26 protein-coding genes are annotated in these 25,059 nt (G+C 71.3%); 11 read left to right on the top strand and 15 right to left on the bottom strand.

The annotated features are described in order from the left end of the window. The first annotated feature begins 54 nt into the window (after nt 1–54). From ACFE64_RS08095 to ppa, 3 genes are all read left to right on the top strand, one after another. Nucleotides 55–711 (top strand): DUF1345 domain-containing protein, encoded by a 657-nt coding sequence (locus ACFE64_RS08095; RefSeq protein ID WP_375391949.1) that lies wholly within the window; start codon nt 55–57, stop codon nt 709–711. An 80-nt stretch (nt 712–791) separates the two neighbouring features. Next, entirely contained in the window at nt 792–2,705 is a 1,914-nt protein-coding gene (locus ACFE64_RS08090; protein WP_375391948.1) for a M61 family metallopeptidase, read from the top strand. A gap of 57 nt (nt 2,706–2,762) precedes the next feature. Continuing rightward, nucleotides 2,763–3,332, top strand: a complete 570-nt coding sequence (gene ppa / locus ACFE64_RS08085; protein ID WP_375391947.1) for an inorganic diphosphatase — start codon at nt 2,763–2,765, stop codon at nt 3,330–3,332. A gap of 105 nt (nt 3,333–3,437) precedes the next feature. Here the strand turns inward: ppa and ACFE64_RS08080 are convergent, their stop codons facing one another. The 5 genes from ACFE64_RS08080 to ispG all read right to left on the bottom strand — a co-directional run bounded on the left by ACFE64_RS08080 (nt 3,438) and on the right by ispG (nt 7,193). Then, nucleotides 3,438–3,581, bottom strand: a complete 144-nt coding sequence (locus ACFE64_RS08080) for a hypothetical protein (protein WP_375391946.1) — start codon at nt 3,579–3,581, stop codon at nt 3,438–3,440. After that, nucleotides 3,581–4,015: a GNAT family N-acetyltransferase gene (locus ACFE64_RS08075; protein ID WP_375391959.1), complete on the bottom strand. Its 435-nt coding sequence runs from the start codon at nt 4,013–4,015 to the stop codon at nt 3,581–3,583. Before ACFE64_RS08075 ends, ACFE64_RS08080 begins: the two co-directional genes overlap by 1 nt. Before the next feature lie 41 nt (nt 4,016–4,056). Beyond that, entirely contained in the window at nt 4,057–4,944 is an 888-nt protein-coding gene (locus ACFE64_RS08070; protein WP_375391945.1) for a DMT family transporter, read from the bottom strand. 291 nt (nt 4,945–5,235) lie between these two features. After that, on the bottom strand, nt 5,236–5,760 hold the full coding sequence (locus ACFE64_RS08065) for a TIGR02281 family clan AA aspartic protease (protein WP_375391944.1): 525 nt from the start codon (nt 5,758–5,760) through the stop codon (nt 5,236–5,238). A gap of 308 nt (nt 5,761–6,068) precedes the next feature. Further along, nucleotides 6,069–7,193, bottom strand: a complete 1,125-nt coding sequence (gene ispG, locus ACFE64_RS08060; protein WP_375391943.1) for a flavodoxin-dependent (E)-4-hydroxy-3-methylbut-2-enyl-diphosphate synthase — start codon at nt 7,191–7,193, stop codon at nt 6,069–6,071. Between the two features lie 142 nt (nt 7,194–7,335). On the opposite strand from ispG, the gene ACFE64_RS08055 reads away from it, so the two are divergent. The 3 genes from ACFE64_RS08055 (at nt 7,336) to ACFE64_RS08045 (ending at nt 10,182) form a co-directional block, all read left to right on the top strand. Next, a complete protein-coding gene (locus ACFE64_RS08055) occupies nt 7,336–8,250 on the top strand; it encodes an isoaspartyl peptidase/L-asparaginase family protein (protein WP_375391958.1) in 915 nt (304 codons plus the stop codon). Between the two features lie 347 nt (nt 8,251–8,597). After that, the gene (locus ACFE64_RS08050; protein ID WP_375391942.1) at nt 8,598–9,284 is read left to right on the top strand and encodes a DUF6624 domain-containing protein; all 687 of its coding nucleotides are present in this window, start codon (nt 8,598–8,600) and stop codon (nt 9,282–9,284) included. Between the two features lie 40 nt (nt 9,285–9,324). After that, the gene (locus ACFE64_RS08045) at nt 9,325–10,182 is read left to right on the top strand and encodes a S1/P1 nuclease (protein WP_375391941.1); all 858 of its coding nucleotides are present in this window, start codon (nt 9,325–9,327) and stop codon (nt 10,180–10,182) included. A 21-nt stretch (nt 10,183–10,203) separates the two neighbouring features. Here the strand turns inward: ACFE64_RS08045 and ACFE64_RS08040 are convergent, their stop codons facing one another. The 3 genes from ACFE64_RS08040 to ACFE64_RS08030 form a co-directional block, all read right to left on the bottom strand. After that, nucleotides 10,204–10,920, bottom strand: a complete 717-nt coding sequence (locus ACFE64_RS08040; protein ID WP_375391940.1) for a PEPxxWA-CTERM sorting domain-containing protein — start codon at nt 10,918–10,920, stop codon at nt 10,204–10,206. 138 nt (nt 10,921–11,058) lie between these two features. After that, nucleotides 11,059–11,334 (bottom strand): hypothetical protein, encoded by a 276-nt coding sequence (locus ACFE64_RS08035; RefSeq protein ID WP_375391939.1) that lies wholly within the window; start codon nt 11,332–11,334, stop codon nt 11,059–11,061. A 3-nt stretch (nt 11,335–11,337) separates the two neighbouring features. Then, nucleotides 11,338–12,366 (bottom strand): glycerophosphodiester phosphodiesterase, encoded by a 1,029-nt coding sequence (locus ACFE64_RS08030; protein WP_375391957.1) that lies wholly within the window; start codon nt 12,364–12,366, stop codon nt 11,338–11,340. 33 nt (nt 12,367–12,399) lie between these two features. On the opposite strand from ACFE64_RS08030, the gene ACFE64_RS08025 reads away from it, so the two are divergent. From ACFE64_RS08025 to ACFE64_RS08005, 5 genes are all read left to right on the top strand, one after another. Then, nucleotides 12,400–12,915 carry a 2Fe-2S iron-sulfur cluster-binding protein gene (locus ACFE64_RS08025; protein WP_375391938.1) on the top strand — a complete coding sequence of 172 codons (516 nt, stop codon included), beginning with the start codon at nt 12,400–12,402 and terminating at the stop codon, nt 12,913–12,915. Next, nucleotides 12,912–13,898: an FAD binding domain-containing protein gene (locus ACFE64_RS08020; protein WP_375391937.1), complete on the top strand. Its 987-nt coding sequence runs from the start codon at nt 12,912–12,914 to the stop codon at nt 13,896–13,898. Before ACFE64_RS08025 ends, ACFE64_RS08020 begins: the two co-directional genes overlap by 4 nt. Further along, nucleotides 13,898–16,102: a xanthine dehydrogenase family protein molybdopterin-binding subunit gene (locus ACFE64_RS08015; RefSeq protein WP_375391936.1), complete on the top strand. Its 2,205-nt coding sequence runs from the start codon at nt 13,898–13,900 to the stop codon at nt 16,100–16,102. The genes ACFE64_RS08020 and ACFE64_RS08015 overlap by 1 nt, the downstream gene beginning before the upstream one ends. Before the next feature lie 102 nt (nt 16,103–16,204). Continuing rightward, complete coding sequence (locus ACFE64_RS08010; RefSeq protein ID WP_375391935.1) at nt 16,205–17,128, top strand: XdhC family protein; 924 nt, start codon at nt 16,205–16,207, stop codon at nt 17,126–17,128. Further along, the gene (locus ACFE64_RS08005) at nt 17,115–17,720 is read left to right on the top strand and encodes a nucleotidyltransferase family protein (protein WP_375391934.1); all 606 of its coding nucleotides are present in this window, start codon (nt 17,115–17,117) and stop codon (nt 17,718–17,720) included. Before ACFE64_RS08010 ends, ACFE64_RS08005 begins: the two co-directional genes overlap by 14 nt. Nucleotides 17,721–17,793: 73 nt before the next feature. Here the strand turns inward: ACFE64_RS08005 and ACFE64_RS08000 are convergent, their stop codons facing one another. The 7 genes from ACFE64_RS08000 to ACFE64_RS07970 all read right to left on the bottom strand — a co-directional run. After that, the gene (locus ACFE64_RS08000) at nt 17,794–18,999 is read right to left on the bottom strand and encodes an ABC transporter permease (protein WP_375391933.1); all 1,206 of its coding nucleotides are present in this window, start codon (nt 18,997–18,999) and stop codon (nt 17,794–17,796) included. 116 nt (nt 19,000–19,115) lie between these two features. Further along, complete coding sequence (locus ACFE64_RS07995; RefSeq protein WP_375391956.1) at nt 19,116–19,835, bottom strand: ABC transporter ATP-binding protein; 720 nt, start codon at nt 19,833–19,835, stop codon at nt 19,116–19,118. Nucleotides 19,836–19,951: 116 nt separating this feature from the next. Further along, nucleotides 19,952–21,355: an efflux RND transporter periplasmic adaptor subunit gene (locus tag ACFE64_RS07990; protein ID WP_375391932.1), complete on the bottom strand. Its 1,404-nt coding sequence runs from the start codon at nt 21,353–21,355 to the stop codon at nt 19,952–19,954. Continuing rightward, a complete protein-coding gene (locus tag ACFE64_RS07985) occupies nt 21,355–22,824 on the bottom strand; it encodes an efflux transporter outer membrane subunit (protein ID WP_375391931.1) in 1,470 nt (489 codons plus the stop codon). Before ACFE64_RS07985 ends, ACFE64_RS07990 begins: the two co-directional genes overlap by 1 nt. A 92-nt stretch (nt 22,825–22,916) precedes the next feature. Further along, the gene (locus ACFE64_RS07980) at nt 22,917–23,720 is read right to left on the bottom strand and encodes a heme-dependent oxidative N-demethylase subunit alpha family protein (RefSeq protein ID WP_375391930.1); all 804 of its coding nucleotides are present in this window, start codon (nt 23,718–23,720) and stop codon (nt 22,917–22,919) included. Between the two features lie 119 nt (nt 23,721–23,839). After that, the gene (locus tag ACFE64_RS07975; protein ID WP_375391929.1) at nt 23,840–24,628 is read right to left on the bottom strand and encodes an enoyl-CoA hydratase-related protein; all 789 of its coding nucleotides are present in this window, start codon (nt 24,626–24,628) and stop codon (nt 23,840–23,842) included. Nucleotides 24,629–24,693: 65 nt separating this feature from the next. After that, a partial coding sequence (locus tag ACFE64_RS07970) for a cation:dicarboxylate symporter family transporter (RefSeq protein ID WP_375391928.1) occupies nt 24,694–25,059 on the bottom strand: 366 nt, incomplete at its 5' end.

Here is a 25,059-nt window from a genome sequence, read left to right as displayed (position 1 = left end):
GCCATGGCGCGCCGCTATCTAGGCGAGGGCGCGGCGAAGCGCTAGGCGAGGGCCATGGCGAACCCCATCGGGCTGGGCAAACGGATCGCGCCGCCGCGCTTCCTGCTGTTCTGCGTGTTGTTCCCCGTTGTCGCCGCGATCGCGACCCATTGGCTGGGGCTCGGCCGCGCGGTGCTGGCGGGGTTCGATCTCGCCGCCCTGGTGTTCCTCGTCACCCTGTCGCCGCTGCTCGGCCGCGGCGAGGCCGACCAGATCAGGGAACAGGCCCAGCGCAACGACGCCAACCGCACCGTGCTGCTGGGCCTTACCGGCGCGGTGATGATCGTGATCCTGGTCGCGGTCGCGAAGGAGCTGCAGGGCAAGAACGATGTCGTCGCGATCGCACTGGTGGTGACGACGCTGGTGCTCGCCTGGCTGTTCTCCAACGTCGTCTATGCCGTCCACTATGCGCACCTCTATTACGGCGACACCGATGGGCAGGGCGACGACAAGGGGCTGGACTTCCCGCATTGCGACGAACCCGACTATTGGGACTTCCTGTATTTCAGCTTCACGCTGGGCATGACCTTCCAGACCTCCGACGTCGAGATCACCTCGCGCCGGGTGCGAACGGTCGCGCTGGGGCATACGATGGCGGCGTTCGTGTTTAACCTGGGCGTGCTCGCCTTTACGATCAACGTGATCGGCGGCGGCAGCGGCGGCGGGTCATAGCCGCTGTCATAAACGTCTGGACGCCCGCGCTTTCGCCCGCGTAAGGCGCGCGCCGGGTCCGCTCCGTCCGAAAGATTCCGATGCCCCGCTCCGGCCTCGCCGTCCTGCTGCTCGCCGCCGCCGCGCCCGCCCTCGCGCAGGTCCCGGCCGGCAACTCGGCGCCGCAGCCCGCGCCCTACCCCGCCCCGATCCCGCCGCCGCAGGACCGGCCCTATCCCGGCACGATCACGCTCGACATCGACGCCACCAATCCGCAGCAGGGCATCTTCTCGGTCAGGGAGACGATTCCCGTCGCGCAGAGCGGCGACACGGTGATCTTCTACCCGCGCTGGATCCCCGGCAACCATGCCCCGTCCGGCCAGATCGAGAAGGTGACCGGCCTTCACTTCCGCGCCGGCGCGACCGAGCTGCCCTGGCGCCGCGATCCGGTGAACCTGTTCGCCTACCATATCGACGTGCCCGCGGGCGCCAAGCGGGTGGAGGCGAGCTTCCAGTTCGTGTCCGCCGTGAAGACGGACCAGGGCGCGGTGTTCAGCTCGCCGGACATGCTGCGGCTCCAGTGGATCTCGATGAGCCTCTACCCGGCGGGCTATTTCGTCCGCGACATTCCGGTCGCCGCGACCGTCAGATATCCGGACGGCTTCACCGCCGTCTCCGCCGTGCCGTCGACCCATGCGGGCACCACCTACAGATACCAGCTGACCAACTATGAAGTGCTGATGGACTCGCCGGTGCTGGCGGGCCGCTACTACAAGGCGTTCCCGCTCACGCGGCGCGTGACGCTCGACACCTTCGCCGACCGGCCGGAAGAGCTCGCCGCCACGCCCGAGCAGATCGCCGCGCACACCCGCCTCGTCGAACAGGCGGTGAAGCTGTTCGGCACGCAGCATTACGACGATTACCACTTCCTGTTCTCGATTTCCGACCAGTTGAGCGGCTCGGGCCTGGAGCATCACCGCAGCTCCGAGGACGGCACGCGGCCCGGTTACTTCACCGAATGGGAGCAGAATGCCGCCGCGCGCAACCTGCTGCCGCACGAATACAGCCACAGCTGGGACGGCAAGTTCCGCCGCGCCGCCGACCTCTGGACGCCCAGCTACGATCAGCCGATGCGGCCGGGCCTGCTCTGGGTCTATGAGGGCGGCACGCAGTTCTTCGGCTATGTCCTGCAGGCGCGCGCGGGGCTGGTCTCGAAGCAGGACACGCTGGACCAGGTCGCCGCCATCGCCGCCGGGCTCGACACCGCACCGGGCCGCCGCTGGCGCTCGCTGACCGACACCACCTATGACGAGAGCCTCAACGCGCGCCGGCCCAAGGGCTGGGCGTCGTGGCAGCGCGGCGAGGACTATTACAACGAGGGCCTGCTGATCTGGCTGGAGGCCGACGGCATCATCCGCGCGCAGAGCCACGGCGCCAAGTCGATCGACGATTTCGCCCGCGCCTTTTTCGGTGGGCGCGACGGCGATTATGGCGAGCTGACCTACACGCTGGACGACGTCGCGCAGACGCTAGCCACCGTCGTGCCCTACGACTGGAAAGGCTTCCTGACCCGGCGCGTGACCGAGACGACGACCGGCGCGCCGCTCGACGGGCTGGCCAGGGGCGGCTACACCCTGACCTATACCGACCAGCCGACCAAGGTGTCGCAACAAGGCGCAAAGACCCGCGGGGCGGATTTCACCTACTCGACCGGTTTCGCCGCCGACCCCCAGGGCAATCTGACGAGCGTGCTGTGGGACGGCCCGGCGTTCAAGGCCGGGCTGGTGCTGGGCGGCCAGATCCTCGCGGTCGGCGATACCGCCTATTCCGCCGAGCGGATGGCGGCGGCGATCACTGCGGCCAAGGCCGTCAAGGAGCCGATCCGGCTCACCCTCAAGCGCGGCGACCGCGTCACCACGGTCGCGATCGACTATCATGGCGGCCTGCGTTACCCGCACCTCGTCAAGACCGGGACCGGCGACACCGGCCTCGACCGCCTTCTCGCTCCGCGTTGATTTTGTCAGGCTTCGGCTTACGCCGAAGCGCCGCACGAACGAAAGTGAGTAGCAAAGATGCGCATCGACCTGATCCCGACGGGGAAGAGCCCGCCGGACGACCTGAACGTCATCATCGAGGTCCCGACCGGCGGCGAGCCGGTGAAATACGAGTTCGACAAGGCGTCGGGCGCGCTGTTCGTGGACCGCATCCTGCACACGCCGATGCGCTATCCGGCCAATTACGGCTTCGTGCCGCACACGCTCTCGCCGGACGGCGATCCGCTGGACGCGCTGGTGGTATCGCGCTCGCCCTTCATTCCGGGCTGCGTGGTCCGCGCCCGGCCGATCGCGGTGCTGAACCTGGAGGACGAGGCGGGCGGCGACGAGAAGCTGGTCTGCGTGCCCGTCGATCAGACCTTCCCCTATTACTCCAACGTCGGCGAGCGTTCCGACCTGCCCGAGATCGTGTTCGAGCAGATCGAACATTTCTTCACCCACTACAAGGATCTGGAGAAGACGAAGTGGGTGCGCATGGGCACCTGGGGCGACGCGTCGGCAGCGCGGCGGATCACCCTGGAGGCGATCGACCGCTACGAGCAGGCCAAGCAGGAGGGCGACGAAGCGCCGGGCATGCACAAGGCCTGATCGCTCGGCGTCGGCGCGGTTTCCTGACGGGCGTCGGCGCTCGTCGGCGAAGCGCGTGCACCCGGCCGCATCCCATGGCGCATCGCTCGCCGCGTCCGCCTTGGATCAGAGCGCGCGGGCGGCCAGGATCGCGAACACCATCCCGTCGCAATGGAGCGTGCGCTCGCCCATCATCGGCCGTCGCGTGACCGTGCCGAGCGGCGCCATCGCCTCCTCGCTCCACGCGACCAGCCGAGCATCGACCGCCATCAGCCCCGCCCCGCCAACCGCGCGAGCGCCTCGCCCGTCACGCGCTGCACCGTCCACTCGTCCAGGCCGATCGCGCCCAGCCCGCGATAGAAGCGGAGCGCGTCCACATTCCAGTCCAGCACCGCCCATTCGAAACGCGCGCAGCCGCGATCGAGCGCCACGCCGGCGAGGTGACGCAGCAGCGCCGCGCCGACGCCCTGTCCGCGCGCCGCCGGCGTGACATACAGGTCCTCGAGATAGAGCCCGCGCCGCCCCGTCCAGGTCGAGAAATTGTGGAAGAACAACGCGAAGCCGACCGGCTCGCCGGCTTCGGCGATGATCGCCTCGGCGGCCCGCCCGTCGCCGAACAGCGCGTCGTGCAGGTCCGCCTCGCTCGCCTGCACCGCGTGCGGCTCGTGCTCGAAGGCGGCGAGTTCGCGCACGAAGCGCAGCATCGTCGGCACGTCCGCCGGCCGGGCGGGACGGATCGCGGCGGTCACAGCATGGCCTCCTGCGGCCGTGGGGGCGGGCGCTGGCGCACCGCGAGCAGACAGCCGCCGACGATCAGCGCCGCGCCGACCAGCGTCGCTGCCGTCAGCGCCTCGCCGAAGAACAGCCGGCCGAGCAGCGCCAGCCACAGGAAGCCGGTATATTCGCTCGGCAGCAGCACCTGCGCCTCGGCGCGCGCATAGGCCCAGGAGAGCAGCAGCAGCGAGATCGAGGCACAGGTCGCAGCAGCGGCGATCAACGGCCATTGCCCCGCCGTCGGCAGCGCCGCCCAGGAGGCGAAGGGCAGCAGGCAGGCGAGCACGGTGGCGGTCTGGAAGAAGGCGATCTCCTGCGGCGCTGCCTGTTGCGCCTGATGCCGCTGCAGCACCAGATTGACCGCATAGAGCGCCGCCGAGGCGATCACCGCCGCGACGCCCTCGACGACGCGCGGCCCGTGCGGCGCGCCGAGCCGCCCGGCGACGATCGCGCCGACGCCCGCCAGCCCCAGGCACGATCCCGCCACCGCCCGCGCACCCACCGCCTCGCCCAGCAGCGCGCCGGCCAGCCACAGCGCGAGCAGCGGCGCGAAGAAGGAGATTGCGATCGCCTCCGCCAGCGGCATCAGCGTGATCGCGTGGAACCACAGGATCGCCATGCCGCTCACCACCACGCCGCGCCCGACATGCAGCCGCAGCAGCCGCGCCGCCGGCCAGGCCGGCCGGGTCGCCGCCCAGGCCGCACCCGTCACCGCCAGCCCGACGACAGTCCGCCACAGCAGCGCGCTATAGGCCCCGAGCGCCAGGCCGAGCCCCTTCATCAGCGCATCCAGGCAGCAGAAGAGGGCGATGCCGAGCGCGGCGACCGCGAAGGCGATGGCGGGCGGCGTCCGGCTCACCCCACCGGCTTAGCCGGGCGGCCGGGCCGCGACTAGCGTGATGGCGAGGCGGACGCGCGCGGCCGCCGGCTCGGCAACCGCGCCATCGAATTACAATGCGATCCCGCTAATCGGCTCGCCTCCCCGGCGGCAGGGGCACCCCGCAAGTGTTACTTTGCGGGGACTCCAAGGCCGGGCCCCAGTTGCGATGCGTTTCGGAGCGGCGTCCTGCTGGCTGGTGCAGCCCGATACCGGGCCCCGGCCTTTGGCGGGAAGGCGGTGGAAGAGATGGCTCCCTTCAGCTGGATGACGCTAGCGCAGCGTCATCGTGTCGCCGTCGATGCGCACCTCGTCCAGCAGCCGCAGGAAGGATTGGCCGAGCAGCGAGCGGTCGAGCCCCGCCACCACCGCCGCCTCGACGGGGCCGACATGCCGCCCGCCGACCGCCACGTCGCGGAGCATCACCGCCGCCCCGCGCACCGGTCCGGACGCGCCCGTCCCGATCACGCGGAAACCGGCCGGATCGATCGGCAGTCCCAGCCGCCGCGCATCGTCCACCGTCAGCGCCACCGCGGTCGCGCCCGTGTCCACCACCATGCGCACCGGTTGCCCCTCCACCTGCGCGTCGGCGTAGAAATGACCGTCGGCGGCCCGGGGCAGATCGACGGCCCCGGGCACGACGCCGGGCTCGCCCGGACGATACGCGCCGGGCGGCATCGCCGTCGCGGTGGCAACCGTGCTCGGAGCTGGCGCGGGCCGGGCGGGGGTCCGCGGCGATCCGGACAGCACCGCGCCGACGCCGGCCAGCGCGAGGGCGAGAAAGAGCAGACGGCCCATTCCACGGCGGTAACGGCCGCCGCTTGCAGGGCGGCTAAGCGGGCTGGTTAACGCCTCTCGCCCTGGACGCGGCGCGCCCGATCCGCAAAGCATCGGCCGTCGTGCGGAGCCGCCGTCATGGTCCCCCTCGCGTCGCCCGATCCGGTCCGGTCGGCGGCGCGACGTCGCTGGCGACGCCCTGCTCGCGGCCGCTGCCCCCGCTCCGCGAATCAACGCGAACGCTCTCCGGTACCGGGCCCCGGCCTTCGCCCGGGAAGGACAGGGGCGCTCAGCGTGCCAAATCGGGTCGTTCTTTCTCCGCGCCTGGACTACTCCGCCGCGATTGCGCCGATCTCCTCGCGCGCCTCGATCTCGGCGGCCTTGGCCTCGACCAGGCGGACGATGTGCTCGATCATGCCCTCGTCCTGGACATGGTGATCGGTGACGCCGGACAGATAGACCATGTGCCGGCCGTTGCCGCCGCCGGTGATGCCGATATCGGTCTCGCGCGCCTCGCCCGGGCCGTTGACCACGCAGCCGAGCACGGAGAGCGACATCGGCGTGCGGATGTGCGTCAGCCGCTCCTCGAGCGCCTGCACGGTGCGGATCACGTCGAAGCCCTGGCGCGCGCAGCTGGGGCAGGAAACGACGCGGACACCGCGGTTGCGAATGCCGAGGCTCTTGAGGATCTCGAAGCCGACCCGCACCTCTTCCTCCGGCTCGGCGGACAAGGACACGCGGATGGTGTCGCCGATCCCGAACCAGAGCAGCGCGCCGATGCCGATCGCGCTCTTCACCGTGCCGCCGACGAACCCGCCCGCCTCGGTGATGCCGAGATGCAGCGGGCAGTCTACCGCCTCGGCGAGCTGCTGATAGGCGGCGACCGCCAGGAACACGTCCGACGCCTTCACCGCGACCTTGTATTCGTGGAAGTCGTGGTCCTGCAGCAGCTTGATGTGGTCGAGCGCCGATTCGACCAGCGCCTCGGGGCAGGGCTCGCCGTATTTCTCCAGCAGGTCCTTTTCCAGGCTGCCGGCGTTGACGCCGATGCGGATCGCGCAGCCGTTCGCCTTGGCGGCGTTGACCACCTCGCGCACCCGCTCGGCCGAGCCGATATTGCCGGGATTGATGCGCAGGCACGCCGCGCCCGCGTCGGCCGCTTCCAGCGCGCGCTTGTAGTGGAAATGGATGTCGGCGACGATCGGCACGCGGGCGGCGCGGACGATCTGGCGCAGCGCGGCGGTCGATTCCACGTCGGGGCAGGAGACGCGGATGATGTCGACGCCCGCCTCCTCGCAGCGCCGGATCTGGTCGATCGTGGCGCGCGGATCGCTGGTCGGCGTGTTGGTCATGGTCTGCACCGTCACCGGCGCGTCGCCGCCGACGGGGACGGAACCGACCATGATCTGGCGGGACGGGCGGCGCGCGATGTCGCGCCAGGGACGTAGGGACATGCGTTGCGCTATACGCCTTCGGCCGCCCGACCGGAACCCCGCGCGGCGCGACCGCAGCATCCGCCGGGCATGCGGACCGCGCGGAGCCGTCGATCTGGCGAAGCGGGTGGCGCGCGCCGCCGCGTCTGCTACCCGCGCCGCCATGGGCTGGACGCTGATGATCCATGGCGGCGCGGGGCGGATCGAGCGCGGCCGGACCTCGGCTGAGGCGGAAGCGGGCACGCGCGCGGGGCTCGCTGCCGCACTGGATGCGGGCGCGGCGGTGCTGGCGGCGGGCGGCGCGGCGCTCGACGCGGTGGAGGCGGCGGTGCGGGTGCTGGAGGACGACCCGCACTTCAACGCCGGCCGCGGCGCGGCGCTGACGCGCGACGGCACGGCGGAGCTCGATGCCGCGATCATGGACGGATGCACGCGCGCGGTGGGCGCGGTGGCGCGGGTCAGCTGCACCCGTCACCCCGTCGCGCTCGCCCGCGCGGTGATGGAGCGCAGCCCGCACGTCTTCCTGGCCGGGATCGGCGCGGACGCCTTCTCGCGCGCGATCGGCATGGCGCAGGTCGAGAACGGCTGGTTCGTCACCGACGCGCGCCGCGCAAACCTTGCCGAACTGCTGGCCGACGGCGACGGCTACGATGTCGACATGAAATACGGCACGGTCGGCGCCGTTGCGCGCGACGCCGCAGGCCACCTCGCCGCCGCCACCTCGACCGGCGGCGTCACCGGCAAGCGCTGGGGCCGGATCGGCGACTCGCCGGTGCCGGGCGCGGGCACCTGGGCGGACGATCGCGGCGGCGCGGTTTCGTGCACCGGCGCGGGGGAGACCTTTCTGCGCGTCGGCGTCGCGCAGGCGATCGAGGCGCGCCTGCGGCTGCTGGGTGAAACGGTGGCGGCGGCGGCGGACGTGGTGCTGGCCGAAGTAACGGCGCTGGGCGGCACCGGCGGCGTGATCGTGGCGGGACGCGAGGGCGACGCGGCCTGGCGCTTCAGCACGCCCGGCATGAACCGCGCGGTCGCGACCGCGGCGGGCGAGCGGCGGATCGCGCTGTACGGGGACGAGTAGCCTCACTGGCGCCGCATTTACGCGGAAGCCTGCCGCCCATGCTGAAGCGCCTTGCTGTTGCCCTCGTCCTTGCCTCACTGCGCACCGCCGAAGCCCCCCGCCGGCCGCGCTTGCGCCGTACATCAAGGATGGCCGCCTCGAGCCAGGCGATTACGGCTGGCTGCGCGGTCGGTTCTCCGACGCCTCCCCTGAACAGAAGGCGCAATGGCAAACGATTTGGTCGTGGCGCGAAACCTGTCGCGCCGAGCAGTTCGCGCGGATCCGTGCCGATCTCGCCAGGCGCAGCGTCGCCGCACGGGGGATTGAGGAAAGCAACGGCACCGGCGCGTGCGGGGACCGGCTATGCGTTGCCGCAGAGCGAACAGGGCAGCAGCTGGCCGGCGTTCCAGGCGACGCTTGCCCGAGCCCGGCCGATCGCCCAGGCGGTCGTGTGGAGCGCCGCGCTGGCCCAGGCTACCGCCGATCCGGATCAGCCGAACACCACCGCACTGCTGATCGCCCGACCGATGACCGATCAGGTCCTCCGCGGGTCGGCTTCGTGGGACAAAGGGGAGGTAGCCGGCGCGCCGCCGCTCGATCCGGCCGCGCAAGGGGTAGCGCTAGGCCTGATCTGGCTGGCGATCGCACAGCGCGACCACGCCAATACCGCCTGGCTGAAAGCGACCGTCGCCGCGCAGGGCTGGCCCACGATCGGCACCGTGGGCAAGGATGCGTCGCACAGCGCATGGCTGCTCGTGCAACACGCCGACGACGATCCGGTGTTCCAGCTCGATATGCTAAAGCTGATGGAGCCGCTCGCCGCGCGCGGCGAGGTGGCGTCGAAGGACTATGCCTATCTGTATGACCGGGTCATGTTGAAGCTCGTCGGAAAGCAGCGGTACGGTACGCAGTTCACGTGCCGCGATGAGCAATGGGCACCCGACCCGCTCGAGGACGCAGCCAAGGTAAATGCGCTGCGCCGGGCTGCCGGATTGGAGCCGCTCACCGACAATCTCGCCCGGATCAAGCGCAGTTATGGCACGTGCGCCGGCTGATGGCGGTTGGAAGGCCTGACATTGCAGGGTAGGGCGCGGCATGATCCGACTTCGTCTCGCCCTTGCGGCCGTCACGGTCATCTTTGCCAGTCCCGCCCAGGCCTATTGGGAGTTCGGGCACCAGACGATCGCGCGGATCGCGATGGCGAACGTGCGGCCCGCGACGCGGCGCGCCGTCGGCCGCATCCTCGCCGACGAGACGCTGCTCGGCACGCCCGAATGCCCCGCCCGGACGCCGGCGGACGCGGCGGTCTGGCCCGATTGCGTCAAGCCGCTGAAGGATGCCGAAGGCAAGCCGCGCTTCGGCTATGCCTATGGCTGGCACTTCCAGGATGTGGAGATCTGCCAGCCCTTCGATCTCCAGCCCGCCTGCAGGGACGGCAACTGCGTGTCGGCGCAGATCACGCGCGACGTAGCGCTGCTCCGCGATCGTGCCACGCCGCGCGCCGGGCGGGTGCAGGCGCTCGCCTTCCTGCTCCACTTCGTCGGCGACCTGCACCAGCCGCTCCATGCCGGCGAGAAGGCGGACAAGGGCGGCAACGACCTCGCCGCCGCCTATGGGAGCTACAGCCCGCCCCGGTTCAACCTCCATTCGATCTGGGACGGCCCGCTCGCCGAGCGCGCGATCACCACCGGGCCGTCGCTGGTCCGCCGCTACCCGGCCGCAGAGCGCGCGCGCGTTGCGGCGGGGACGGTGACGGACTGGAGCCACGAATCATGGCAGGTCGCGCACGACGTGGTCTATGCGAGCGCGCTGGGCGGCGATGCGTGCGGGGCCTCGCCCGCGAAGGTGACGCTGGATGACGCCACCATCGCCAGCCTGGTTCCCGCCGCCCGATTGCAGGTGCTGCGCGGCGGGCTCAGGCTCGCGAAGCTCCTGGACGCCGCCCTGTCCTGAGCCCGGATCTACAGCGCCGGCTTAGGCGATCTCGCCGGCGGTCATGCGGCGGATACGGTCGTCGAAGCGGACGTCCGAGCGGCGCACGGCGCGGCGCATCGAGAAGCCGACAGCACCGAAGCCCGCGATCATCAGTGCCCAGCTGGCCGGCTCGGGCACCGCCGAGGTGACCGGGTTCGCATAGGTCACCGAGAAATTGAACCGCCTCACGACCAGCGGGCTGATATCCGACCCGTCCGTCGTTTGGACGGCTACGCCCATCGCCAGACTGGCGTTGTTGTTCGACAGGGTGACCTGCGGATTGAGAGTTGCGGTGCCGCCCGCATACACCACGCTGCCCGCATAGTTCGCCCCGGTGATCGGCGACAGGAAATCGATCCCGTCGGAGTCGGCATAGAACTCGCCGAGATCGAACTCGATGAAGTTGATCGGCTTGCCGCCTGCCGTGGCACCGCTGGGGACGAAGTTGGTGGGGACAAAGACGGATACCGAATCGGTCGTCATCGTCGCGCCAACCGTCTCGAACGAAGTGACGGTGACAGTCTGGCCGCCAGGCCCCGCGCCCGCAAAGGTCTGCGTCTGACCGAAGATCGCGGTGAGCGGACCGGCCAGGTAGATTCCGTCAACGTCGCTGAAGCCCGTAACGGCAACGCTGAACGTGTCGCCCGGCACGACCGTCGCACTTGCCGATCCGCCAAGGGCAACCATTGACGCCCCAAGGACGGTGACCGCGACCATTTTGCTACGCATCATTCTTAACTCCCCCTTGCTGGCGGGGGCCTAGCACGCGCCCGCGCCGGGCGAAAAGGTGAAAAGAGTGTAAAAGTGCGTCCCGATTTGATAGGGCGCAAATAGTTCCTTCAACGCGCCGGAACGCTAGCCAGCGGCGCGAAAACCGGAATAGTGCTCGCACTCAGGCTGGCTCTCACGACCTTTGCACCGTTTCGCCCAGGCGCGACGCTCGCGGCCCTCGCGCTCCTCGGCCTTGCGCATCTTGCGGCCGTAGTTGCGGTCGGCCTCCGACTGGCTGGTCGTCGTCCAGTCGACCAGCTTGCCCGTGACGCGCACCGGCGCGGTGGCGACGGAAGCGAACGTGCGGACGCAGCCGCCGATCAGGAGCGGCGCCAGGGCAAGCATGAAGACCTTGCGCATCGGCTATTCCTTGGCGGCGTCGCGCCGCGTCGCGAAGCCGATGGCGGGGAAGTCCGTGAAGAACCCGTCGATGCCCCCGCGCAACGCGGCGCGAAGCTCGCCGGCGACATCACCGGCCGCAGCGGGATCGGCACCGCGGCGATACGCGGCGGGCAGGAACTGGTTCTCCTGGCGGAACGTCCAGGGATGCACCTTCAGCCCGGCGGCGTGCGCGTCGGCGACCAGTGTCGTGCCCTCGACCATGGCCTTGTTCGGGCCGATGCCGTCGGCATAGCGCGCGATCGTCGCCAGTCCGGCCGGCGTCGCCATCGCCGCGTAGCTGGCTACCGTCCCGTCGGCGGGGCCGCCCTGCCCGTCCATCAGCTGGATCAGGCGGATTTTCGTGAGCGTGCGGATGTGCTGGAGGTTCTTCAGCTCGAACGACTGGATGAATACGGGCGCAGCGGCCGAGTCCCAGCCGGCGGCGCGAAGCTGTTCGACCAGCAGGCGATCGGTCGGATGGCCGATCGCGGCGAAATAGGTCGGGTGCTTGGTTTCGGGATAGATGCCGATCGTCCGCCCCGTCTCGGCCGAGCGCCGCTTGGCGAGCGCGATGATCTCGGCCAGCGTCGGGATGGCGAACTGCCCGTCGAACCGGGCGTTGGCCGGGCGCAGCTCCGGCAGGCGCTCACGGGCGCGCAGCGTCTGCAGCTCGGCGAGCGTGAAATCCTCGGCGAACCAGCCGGTCACCTGCGCCCCGTCGATCGTTCGGGTCGTTCGCCGGCCGGCGAACTCGGGGTGGCTCGCGACGTCGGTGGTGCCGCCGATCTCGTTCTCGTGACGCGCGACGAGCACATCATCCTTCGTCGGCACCAGGTCCGGCTCGATGAAGTCGGCGCCCTCGTCGATCGCAAGCTCATAGGCCGCGAGGGTATGCTCGGGCCGCTCGCCCGACGCGCCGCGATGGGCGATGAGGATGGGAGTCGACATCGGCCTACCCTGCCCCGCCGCCCCGGCCGAAACCAGCGTTAACAGGGCCGCCACGAGCCGCATTCCCTTGCCCTTCATTTCCGCTATCCTGCCGCCATGCAGTGGACCATCAACGGCCGTGTCTATCACGCCGAACCCGACATCCGAACCTCGCTGCTCGATCTGCTGCGCGAAGATCTGGGCCTGACCGGGGCCAAGAAGGGCTGCGACCACGGCCAGTGCGGCGCCTGCACGATCCTGGTCGACGGGCGGCGGATCAACAGCTGCCTGACGCTGGCGGTGATGCACCAGGACGACGCGATCACCACGATCGAGGGGCTGGGGACGGCGGATGCGCTGCACCCGCTGCAGACGGCGTTCATCCGCCACGACGGCTATCAATGCGGCTATTGCACGCCCGGCCAGATCTGCTCCGCGGCGGGGATGCTGGACGAGGCGGCGCGCGGCTGGCCGAGCCACGCCAGCGCCGACCTTACCGCGCCGGACCTCGGCGACCGCGAGATCGCGGAGCGGATGAGCGGCAATATCTGCCGCTGCGCGGCCTACCCGAACATCGTCGCCGCCATTGCGGCAGTGGCATCGGCCGACCTCCGGCGGGCGGAGGCGGCGTGAAGCCCTTCAGCTACACCCGCGCGGAGAGCGCCGAGGCGGCGACGCGCGACGGCGGCGCGGCGGGCGCACGGTTCATCGCCGGCGGCACCAATCTGCTCGACCTGATGAAAAGCGAGATCGAGACGCCGGCGAGCCTCGTCGACATCAGCCGGCTGCCGCTCGGCGGGATCGAGGCGCAGGCGGACGGCGGGCTGCTGATCGGCGCGCTCGTGCCCAACAGCGATCTCGCCGCCGATCCGCGGATCATCGCACGCTGGCCGGTGCTGGCCCGCGCGCTGCTGGCGGGCGCGTCGGGGCAGCTGCGCAACAAGGCGACGGTGGGCGGCAACCTGCTCCAGCGGACGCGCTGCTATTATTTCTACGACCGCGTGTCCCCCTGCAACAAGCGGGAGCCCGGCGCGGGCTGTGCGGCGATCGGCGGGCATACGCGGATCATGGCGGTGCTCGGCGGCTCGGCGCAGTGCATCGCGACGCACCCCAGCGACATGGCGGTGGCGTTGCGCGCGCTCGACGCGACCGTGGTGACATTACAGGCGGACGGGGATCGCCGCCGCATCCCGCTCGGCGGTTTCTATCGCCTGCCCGGCGACACGCCGCAGATCGAGACGGTGCTGGCGCCGGGCGAGCTCATCACCGGCGTCGCGCTGCCGCCGCCGCCCGGCGGCGCGCGCCAGGCCTATCGCAAGGTGCGCGACCGCGCGTCCTATGCCTTCGCGCTGGTGTCGGTCGCGGCGGTGGTGGCGGTGGCGGAGGGGCGCATCGCGCACGCCGCGCTGGCGTTCGGCGGGCTCGCGCCGCTGCCGTGGCGCAGCGCCGCGGCGGAGGCGGCGCTGATCGGGCAGGCGCCCTCCCGCCCGGTCTTCGCGGCCGCGGCCGACGCGCTGCTCGCGGACGCGCGCGGCCAGGGCGAAAACGACTTCAAGATCCCGCTGGTCCGCCGAACGCTGATCGCGACGCTCGCCGAGCTGACGGAGACACGCTGATGGCCGAGCTGATGATGGACGCGCCCTATCGCCCCGTGGCGCTGGATCGCGCGACGCAGGGCGTGCTCGGGCGACCGCTCGACCGGATCGACGGGCCGGCCAAGGTGACGGGCGCGGCGCGCTACGCCTATGAGGGCGCCCCCGATAACGTCGCCTATGCCGCGATGGTCGGCGCGCCGATCGGGCGCGGGCGGGTGACGGCGATCGACGCGACCGCCGCCGAGGCGCTGCCGGGCGTGATCGCGGTGATCCACGGCGACCCGCGCCTGCCGTCGGGCGGGAGCAACTCGCAGAAGCTGTCGAGCCAGGGGACCGACCGGATCTTCCACTACGGCCAGCCGGTGGCGATCGTCGTCGCCGACAGCCAGGCGGTCGCGCGCGAGGCGGCGGGGCTGGTGCGGGTGACGGCGGCGGCGATCCCCGGCCGCTTCGACGCGCGTGCCCAGACCCCGCAGTCGGATCACGGCATCGGCTTCCTGCCGACCGTCGCCAAGGGCGATCTGGAGGGTACGCTGGCCGACTGCGCGGTGGTGCTGGACGCGACCTACACCACGCCGATCCACTTCCCCGCCGCGATGGAGCCGCACGCCACCACCGCCTGGTGGGAGGACGGCCGGCTGACGCTGCGGACCAGCAACCAGGTGATCGGCAGCGGGCGGCAGACCGTGGCCAAGGCGCTCGGCATCGATCCCGAACGCGTGCGACTGCTCGCGCCCTATGTCGGCGGCGGCTTTGGCGGCAAGACCGGCGTCGGTCCCGAAGCGATCGCGGCCGCGATCGCGGCGGAGCGGATCGGCCGGCCGGTCAAGGTGGCGCTGCCCCGGGCGCAGACCGCCTATCTGGTCCACCACCGTTCCGATACGGTGCAGCGGATCCGGTTCGGCTGCGACGCGCAGGGCCATATCAAGGCCGTCGCGCACGAGAGCGTGGCGGCGCAGAACGACGATTCGAACTTTCTGGAGCCGGTGCCGTTCGGCACGCTGCCGCTCTACGCGGGCGAGGTGCGGCACTTCCGCACTGATCTGGTCCGCGTCGACCTGCCCGCGACGGGCGCGGTGCGCGCACCGGGCGAGGCGATCGGCACCTTCGCGGTGGAATGCGCGATGGACGAGCTGGCCGAGCGGCTCGGGCTCGATCCGATCGAACTGCGCCGCCGCAACGAGCCGGCAACGGACCCGATGAGCGGCAAGCCCTTCTCCACGCGGCGCATGATCGACTGCTATGACGAGGGCGCGCGGCGGTTCGGCTGGCCGGCGACGCTGCCCGGGCCGGGCGCGCGGCGCGAGGGCGACTGGCTGATCGGCATCGGCATGGCGGCGGCGCTGCGCGGCAACTTCACCGTCAACGCGCAGGCGCGGGTGACCCTGGAGGCGGACGGGACGGCGACGGTGGCGTGCGACATGACCGACATCGGCACCGGCACCTACACGATCCTGGCGCAGGTCGCGGGCGAGATGCTGGGGCTGCCGATCGACCGCGTGGCCGTGACGCTGGGCGATACCGAGCTGCCGCCGTCGGCCGGCTCGGGCGGGTCGTTCGGCGCGGGCTCGGCCGGCTCGGCGGTGGCGCTCGCCTGCGAGGACATCCTGACCGAGCTGGGCCGGCGGATGAACGCCGCCCCCGAAGAGCTGACGCTCAAGGACGGGTGCGTGCAGGCCGGCGGCCGCGAGACGCCGCTCGCCGAGCTCGTCCGCGGCGAGCCGATCACGGCGCTGGGCAAGACCGGGCCCGGCAAGGCGAGCCGTCACACCAGTCAGGCGAGCCACGGCGCGCAGTTCGCCGAAGTGGCGGTCCACGCCGTCACCGGCGAGGTGCGCGTGCGGCGGATGACCGGGGTGTTCGAGGTCGGCCGCGTGCTCAACCGCAAGACGGCGGCGAGCCAGCTGTCGGGCGGCATGGTGTGGGGGATCAGCTACGCGCTGTGCGAACAGGCGGTGGTGGACACGCGCACCGGCCGCTTCGTCACGCCGGACTTCGGCGAATACCACGTCGCCGTCGCCGCCGACGTGCCGCCGATCGAGATCGCCTTCATCGAAGAAGTGGATGACCACGCCAATCCCGTCGGCGCGAAGGGCGTCGGCGAGCTCGGCATTTCGGGTGCCGGCGCGGCGGTGGCGAACGCGGTGTACAACGCCTGCGGCGTGCGCGTGCGAGACTTTCCGATCACGCCCGACAAGCTGCTGGCAGGATTGCCGGACGTCTGATCGTCACGGGCTTGTCCCGGCGTCCACGGCGACGCACGTGCCGCCGTCCGCGAGTTAGGGGTGGATGCCGGCACAAGGCCGGCACGACGGAGTTACGCATCCATGGCCGAGAACGATACCGTCATCGCCGCCGCGCACGCCTGGAAGGGCGAGCCGCTGGCGCTCGCCACCGTGGTGTCGACCTGGGGCTCGGCGCCGCGGCCGCGGGGCAGCCACATGCTGGTTCATGCCGACGGCCGGTTCGAGGGCTCGGTCTCGGGCGGCTGCGTCGAGGGCGATATCCTGCAGACCGCCGCGGAGGTGATCGCCGGCGCGCCCTTCCAGGTGCGGCGCTACGGCGTTGCCGACGAATCCGCCTGGGAAGTGGGCCTGCCCTGCGGCGGCGAGATCGCCGTCATGGTGCAGCCGGTGACCGCCGAGGGCTTCGACCCCGAGCTGTTCGATCGCATCGCCGAGGCGCGCGACACCGGCCGGGCGCTGACGGTGACCACCAATCTGGCGACCGGGCACTCCGACCTGCGGCCGCAGGAGACGGGCGAGGCGTTCCTCAACCGCTACGATCCGCCGCGCCGGCTGCTGATCGTCGGCGCCGTGCAGATCGCGCAGGCGTTGGCCGGGCTGGCACGCACGCTCGGCATTGACGCGACGGTGATCGATCCGCGCGCGCGCTTCCTGACCGACGAACGCTTCCCGGGCGTGCCGCTGGACGACCGCTGGCCGGATGAGGCGGTGGCGGCGCTGCGTCCCGACCCCGCGACCGCGGTGGTGACGCTCAGCCACGACACCAAGATCGACGATCCGGCGCTGATCGCGGCGCTCCGGAGCGACGCCGCCTATGTCGGCGCGCTCGGCAGCCGCAAGAGCCACGCGGCGCGGCGCGAGCGGCTGGCGGCGGCCGGATTGAGCGAAGCGCAGCTCGATCGCATCGACGCGCCGGTCGGGCTCGACATCGGCGCGATCGGACCGTCCGAAATCGCGCTGTCCGTCGCGGCCGCCATGGTGAGGGCTTTCCATGATAAGGGTTGAGGATACCATCCTGGTGCTGCTCGCCGCCGGCCGCTCCGAGCGGTTCGGCGATGTCGGCTCCAAGCTCGAGGAGCTGTTCCTCAACCGGGCGCTGGGGCTGCATGTCGCGGTGGCGCTGGAGGACCTTCCGTTCCGGGAGCGGATCGCGGTGACGGGCGGGGCCCGGCTCGACTATGCCGCGCACGGCTATCGCGTCATGCCCAACGCGGACCCGACGGGCAGCATGGCCTCGTCGATCCGCATCGGCGTCGGCTGCGCCAAGGCGGAGGGCGCGCAGGCCGTGCTGATCGCGCTCGCCGACATGCCGCGCGTCACCGCCGCGCACGTCTTCCGCCTGTTCGACGCGGCGCGCGACGGCGACACGGTGGTGGCGTCGAGCGACGGCCGCGACACCAAGCCGCCGGCGCTGTTCGGGGCGGCGCGGTTCGATTTTCTGCTGGCGCTCAAGGGCGACGAGGGCGCACGCGACCTGGTGCGTTCGGGCCGGCACGTCGTCACCTCGCCCGCCGAGCTGATCGACGTCGACACCCCCGAGGAGCTGGAACAGCTGCGGGCACTGGTGAAGGTCCGGTCCTCGTCATCCCGGCCCTGAGCCGGGATCCCGCTTCTTCACGTCCCGGCGGAATAGCGGGACCGAGGCTCAAGGCCGGGGAGACGGGGCTGTGTCACTCATGCCTTAGCGCGTCGATCGGGTTCAACGCCGCGGCGCGACTCGCGGGGAAATAGCCGAACACGACGCCGATCACCGCCGAGATGGCGAACGCGATGATGTTGATGCGCAGGTCGAACGTCCACGGCACCTGCATCAGCGGCGTCAGCACCAGGATCACGCCCTGCGCGATCAGCAGGCCGATCAGCCCGCCCAGGCACGACAGCGCCACCGCCTCCACCAGGAACTGCAGCAGCACCTCGGCCGCCACGGCGCCGATCGCGAGGCGGATGCCGATCTCGCGCGTGCGCTCGGTGACGCTCACCAGCATGATGTTCATGATGCCGATGCCGCCGACGACGAGGCTGATCGCCGCGACGGCGGCGACGATACGGGTCAGCAAGGTGGTGGTGCTGGTCAGCGTGTCGCGGATCTGCGCGGTGTCGAAGATATTGAAGTCGTCGTCGCGCCCGCCCTGGATGTGGCGCCGCTCGCGCAGCAGATCGGTGATCGCGGACTGGATCGCGGGGCTGGAATAGGCGGGGTCGACGCCGACCAGCATCAGCCGGATGTCGGGAGTGCCGGTAAAGCGCCGCTGCACCGTCTTGATCGGCATGACGACCACGTCGTCCTGATCGCCGAAGCCGCCCTGCCCGCGCGTGTTGAGCGTACCGACCACGGTGCAGGTGATCGCGCCGATCCGCATCCTGGTCCCGGCCGCGCCGCCACCATGGAAGAGGTTCTGGCGCACGGTGTTGCCGATCAGGCAGACCGCCTTGCCCGCTCCCTCCTCGGCCGCCGTCCAGTAGCGCCCCGAGGTGAGCGGCCAGGGCTGGACGGTGAGGAAGGCGCTGGTGGTGCCGTTGATGGTGGTGGACCAGTTCGCGCCCTCGTAGATCGCGGTCGCGGCGCTGCTGACCTGCGGCGCGACGGCGGTGATGCCCGCGACCTGTCGGGCAATGGCGTCGACATCGTCCTGCTTGAAGGGCGGCGGCTGCGGCCCGCCGCCGCCGCGGCCGAAGCCCTGGCCGGGGCGGATCTGGAGGACGTTGGCCCCCAGCGCGGAGATGTTCTGCTGCACCGCGGCGGTGGTGGCCTTGCCAAGGGTCACCATGGTGACGACCGCGCCGACGCCGATGATGATGCCGAGGATGGTCAGGAACGACCGCAGCTTGTGCCTGGCGATCGAGCGCAGCGCGAGGACGAGGGTGGTGCCGAACATCTACCCCTCTCCCGCTTGCGGGAGGGGTCGGGGGAGGGCTTGTGCTGGATGGAGCTGCGACAGGCCCTCCCCTAGCCCCTCCCGCAAGCGGGAGGGGAACACGGTTGCAAGACGCGTCACGCCGCCACCTCCGCGCCTTGCCGGTGCTTGCGCTCGATCCGCTCCACCAGCCCGTCCTTGAAATGCACGATCGTGCGCGCGAAGGCGGCCATGTCCGCCTCGTGCGTGACCATCAGCACGGTGATGCCGCTGGTGCGGTTGAGGTCGGTGAGCAGCTCCATGATCTCGATCGAGCGCTCCGAATCGAGGTTGCCGGTCGGCTCGTCGGCGAGGAGCACGTCGGGGTGCGTCACGATCGCGCGGGCGATGGCGACGCGCTGCTGCTGGCCGCCCGACAGCTCGGCGGGCGTATGGTCCCACCAGTCGGCCAGCCCGACCTTGTCGAGCGATGCCATCGCCGCCTTGCGCCGCTCCGTCTTGGCGTCGCCGCGATAGAGCAGCGGCAGCTCGACATTCTCCAGCGCGGAAGTGCGCGCGAGCAGGTTGAAGCCCTGGAAGACGAAGCCGAGATAGCGGCGGCGGAGCAGCGCGCGCTGGTCGCGGTCGAGCGTCTGGATCGGAAAGCCGCGGAATTTGAAGTCGCCGCTCGATGGCACGTCCAGGCAGCCCAGGATATTCATGGTGGTCGACTTGCCCGAGCCTGACGGGCCCATGACCGCGACGAAATCGCCCGCGACGATGTCGAGGTCGACACCCTTCAGCGCCTGGAAGGCGGTCGCGCCGGCGCCATAGGTCTTCACCACGTTACGCAGGCTGATGAGGGGGTCAGGCAAGATGCCCTCCGTCACCCCGGCCGCAGTGCCGGGGTCCACTGCCGTCGTTGCCCGACGCCACGCCAGCGCGCGCACGGCCCGAACCGGGCGTGGATGTCGGGACAGGGCCGGCATGACGGCTATGCACCGCCACCTCCCGCACCCTGGCCGCCGCTGCGCCGGCTACCGCCGCTACCGCCACTCGCGCCGCTTCTGCGGGTCGTGCCGCTCGTCGCGCCCGTGGTCGCCAGCTGGCCGGTGATGATCTCCGCGCCGGGCTGGAGGCCGCTCAGCACCTCCGTCATGGTCCCGTCGGTGTCGCCCGTCACGACGGGCGTGCGCTTGGGCTGGCCGTCCGCGCCCTTGACGTACAGCGTCTGGGTGGCGCCGCGGCCGACGGTGGCGGTGCGCTCGGCCCCGCCGCGGCGCGGACGGAAGGTGAGCGAGCCGGCGATGCCGCCCCCCTGACCGCCCGTCCCCGTCGTCGGCTTGAAGCGCAGCGCCGCGTTGGGGACGAGCAGCACGTTCTGCTTGTCGGCCGTGACGATGTCGGCGGTGGCCGTCATGCCGGGGCGCAGCTCACCCTGCTGATTGGCGACCGACAGGTCGGCGGCGTAGCTGACCACCTGGCCCGTGGTGGACGTGGCGGAGGTGGTGGTCGACGTGCTCGCGGCGCTCACCGTCAGATTGGAGCCGACATCGACGCGCGTGATCGTCGCCGGGAAGGTGCGGCCGGGAAATGCATCCACGGTGAAGCTCGCCTTCTGCCCCTGCTGGACCGAGCCGACGTCCGCCTCGTCGATCGCGACCTCCAGCTTCATGCGGGTCAGGTCTTCGGCGATCACGAACAGTGTCGGCGTGCTGAACGAGGATGCCACCGTCTGACCGGGATCGACCTGGCGCGCCAGCACCACGCCGGTGACGGGGCTGCGGATGACGGCGCGCTGCCGTTGCGTCTGCGATTGCGCGAGCAGCGCCTGCGCGGCGACGACATTGGCCTGCGCGGTCTTGAGCGCGGCCACCGCCCGCTGATAGTCGGCGCGCCCGGTCTCCAGCTCGGTCTTGGACGGCACGCGGCCGCCCGACAGGCGCGACACCTCCTCCAGCCGGGCGAGCTGCGCCCGGTTCTGCGCGACGGTCGCCTGCGCCTGGCCGACAGCGGCCTGGTTGGCGGCGATCTGCGCCTGTTGCTGGCGGATCTGGTCGTCGATCTGCTGCGGGTCGATCAGAGCGAGCGGCTGGCCGGCGACGACGCGGTCGTTGACGTCCACCACCACCTTGGTGACCAGGCCCGACAGCTGCGAGCCGACCACCACCTGGTTGATCGGCGCGAGCTTGCCGGTCGCCGAGACGGTGACGGTCAGGTTGCCGCGCCGCGCCGGCGCGGTCGCATAGGGCGCGTCCGTGCTGCCGCCGAACACGCACCTGGACAGCAGCAGCACGAGCAGCACCACGCCGACCGCGACCGCGACCCACTTGGCGTTGCGTCGCCACGCGGGCTGGGGCTTCACGCCCAGGAAATCGTCGAGCTGGGGATCGGCCATCAGCGGGGCTTTCGAGGGCTAATGTCGGGAATGGAGGCGTCGTCCCAGCCGCCGCCAAGCGCGGCGTAGAGCGCGACCAGCGCGGTCGCCTGGTCCGATCGCGCCTGGGTCAGCCCGTTCTGGGCGGAGAGCAACGCCGTCTCCTGCTGGTTGAGCGTGGTGAAATCGGTCAGGCCGCTGCGGTACTGGCTGCGGCTGAGGATCGCGGACGCGTTGGCGGCGTCGGCGGCGATCGCGAACTGGCCTTCCCGGTCCTGCGCGGCGCGATAGGCGACGAGCGCGTTCTCCACGTCCTCGAGCGCGGTCAGCACCGAGCCCCTGTACGCCGCGAAGGCGGTGTCGGCGACCGCGCGCGCGGTCCGGACCTGGGAACGCAGCCGGCCACCGTTGAAGATCGCCTGGGTCAGCCCGGCGAACAGCCCGCCGGTGATGGTACGCCCGATGTCGCCGAATGAGGTGGCGTTGGTATCGATGTTGCCGCTGATCGCCAGCGCCGGATAGAGCTGCGCCTCGGCCACCCCGATCCGCGCCGTCGCCGCCGCCAGCGCCCGTTCGGCGGAGCGCACGTCGGGCCGCTGGCGCAGCGTGTCGGCGGGGATGCCCGCGGCCACCGTCGCCGGGCCGCCGGGGATCGGCTGAACGGCGGTCAGTTCCGCCCGCAGCGCGCCGGGCGCCTGACCGGTGAGCACGCCCAGCCGCGCCACCGCGGCGGCATATTGCTGCTGCAGCTGCGGGATCGTGGCCGCGGTCTGCGCGCGCTCAGCGCGCGCCTGCTCGACATCGACCGAGGAGACGAGGCCCGCCTGCACGCGGAAGCCGGCGATCTCCAGATTGTCGTCCTGGATGGCCAGGCTCGCCTGCGCATTGGCGATCTGTGCCTGGTAGGCGCGCACCAGCATGTAATTCTGCGCCGTCTCGCTGACGACGGTGACGAGCACGGCCGCGTAATCGAAACGCGCCGCATCCTGTTCCGCCCGGGTCGCCTCGATCGTGCGGCGGATCTCGCCGAACAGGCCGACCTGATATTCCGCGTCCAGCCCCAGCGAGAAGCTGTTGCCGGCCGAGCGGGTGATGGTGGTGGTCGTCCCCGTCGTCGGATCGGTGAAGCTGCTGGCGCCGCCGCGGATATTGAGGTCGCGGTTGTAGCCCGCCGAGCCGGTCAGGGTGGGCAGCAGCGACGAGCGGCTCTGCACCAGCGCCTCGCGCGCCTGGCGCAACCGGCCGACCGCCTGGCCGAGATCGGTGTTGGCGGCCCGCGCCTGCTCGACCAGCTTGGCCAGCTCCGGATCGTCGAAACGGGTCCAGTAATGCGTCAGGTCCTCGCGCGCCTGGCCGGCCGCGACCGAATAGACGTCCGGGACGCCCAGCTCCGCCGGCGACTTCGGATGATAGTCCGGCCCCACCGTGCAGCCCGCGAGCGCGACGCCCAGGATCACTGGGGGGGCAAGGAGCGGGGCGAGACGGCGCATCACCCGCGGCTCTGGCCAACCCGTCTCCCGGCGTCCAGCGCGAATATGTCGCAACTTGTCGTGCTCTCCCGGCCGGGGGCGAGGCGTGTCGATCAAACCGCCCTCTCCGGTGCTGCTCTGGCCGTCGCATAGCCCTCGAGGGCGTCGGCATAGAAGGGCGCAGCGCGCCGTTCGTCCTCGCCGGCGGGCAACGCCATGACCGCGCCGGCGATCCGCGCGACCATATCCCCGGGCAGGCCACCGAGCGGCGCGACGGCGATGCCGATGGTGAACAGCACCGCGCCCGTTGCAGGCAGCCGGCGCAGCGTCTGGCGCTCGCAGCGGACGAACAGGGTCTCACCCGCGTTCGCCGCCGTGACGTGCGCGAACCGCTCCGCCGGCGCGTCGCCCGGCAGGTAGCGCCACGCTGCGCTCGGCACGACGAACCAGTTGGCGCGGCCGAAGATCGGCCCGGGCGGCAGCGTGCGGAGAAAATGGTCGACCGCCGCTGCCAGCTGCTCGGCATAGCCGTGGATCGGCGCGTGGACGGCCGTGAGCGGCAGGCCGAGCTTGTCGGCGAGCCGCCAATCGGTCGGGAAGCCGACCGCGCCGGCGGTCAGCACCCAGGCGCCGACGGCGTCCGCCTGCAGCAGGCAGAGATCCTCCCAGCCGGCGCGCGCCGCGTCTGCCAGCCCACCCGCGACACCGCGCAACGCCGCGGCTTCGTTCCCGGCCGCCGCCGCGCCGGGCAGGCATTGCAGGGCGTCAGGATAACGGTCGAACGCCGCCGCCCTGGCCTGGCGATCGACCGCCGGCTGCATCCATTCGGCTTCAGACACACGCGACAGGCCCATCCGCAGCGCGCCGCCGGCGCGGCCGTCGCGGACCAGCTCGGCGACCGAGACGCCGAGCGTCATGGCCGCCCGGCGGCGCTCATTGCGCGAAGCTGTCCGCCGTCGCCCGGAACGGCGCGCGCGCCCGCGGGTGACCTCCGCCCGGCGACGCGGCGGCCAGCGCTAGCGAGCAGGCCACGTCGTCACGCGCCCCTGAACTCTGCCTTGCGCTTCTGGAGGAATGCCTGCGCGCCCTCCATCGCGTCGCCGGTCTCACCGGCGATCCGCTGCCCCGCCGCCTCGCGGCCGAGCGCGTCGGCATAGCCGCCGTCCATCGCCAGCTGGAGGTTCCGCCGCATCACGCCCAGCGCCACCGTCGGCCCCGCCGCCAGCCGCGCCGCGAGCGCCAGCGCCTCGGGCATCAGCGCTGCATCCGCCACGGCCTTGTGGATCAGGCCCCATTGCGCCGCCTGCTCCGCGCCGATCCGCTCGCCGAGCATCATCATCTCGGTCGCGCGCGCCTTGCCGACCAGGCGCGTCAGCATCCACGAGGCGCCACCGTCGGGCACCAGCCCGATATTGACGAACGCCTGCAGGAAATAGCCGGACGCGCCCGCCACCACGAAGTCGCAGGCGAGCGCAAGCGAGCAGCCGATGCCCGCGGCCGCGCCGTTGACCGCGGCGACGGTGGGCACCTCCAGCTCGGCGAGCTTCATCATCAGCGGGTTGTAGGTGCGGGTCAGCGCGCGGTGGCTGCCCTGCCCCACCGAAGCGATGCGCTCGCCACGCCCCTGCAGGTCCGCGCCCGAGCAGAAAGCGCGCCCAGCGCCGGTGAGCAGCACCGCGCGCGCGCCGTCGCGCCGGTCAAGCGCCTCGGCGAGCTCGTCGGCCAGCTCCAGCGAGGCGGCGTTGAGGCGGTCGGGCCGGTTGAGCGTCAGCACGAGCACGTCGCCCTGCCGCTCGGCGGTGATGGTCTGGAAGTCGGGCATCATCCCTCCTGGTGGCGACGGAGTGCCCCCGGCGCGGGCGGATGTCCAGCGGGCGGCCCCGGTCGCGGTCAGCCCAGCGCCGCGCGCAGCCGCTCGCGGTCCAGCGCCCCCTCCCAGCGCGCCACCACGATCGTCGCCACCGCGTTGCCGATGAAATTGGTCAGGCTGCGGCACTCGGACATGAAGCGGTCGACGCCCAGGATCAGCGCCATGCCCGCCACCGGCACCGTCGGCAGGATCGAGAGCGTCGCGGCGAGCGTGATGAACCCAGCTCCCGTCACCCCGGCCGCACCCTTGGACGACAGCATCGCGACGCCGAGCAGCAGCAGCTCCTGCCCCAGCGTCAGCGACGTCCCGGTCGCCTGCGCGATGAACAGCACGGCGAGCGTCATGTAGATGTTGGTGCCGTCGAGGTTGAACGAATAGCCGGTCGG

The sequence above is a fragment of the uncultured Sphingomonas sp. genome (genome assembly GCF_964250165.1).
Classification (GTDB): domain Bacteria; phylum Pseudomonadota; class Alphaproteobacteria; order Sphingomonadales; family Sphingomonadaceae; genus Sphingomonas.
Note: the sequence above shows the minus strand (reverse complement) of the source record. Positions and strands in the feature narration are given on the sequence as shown.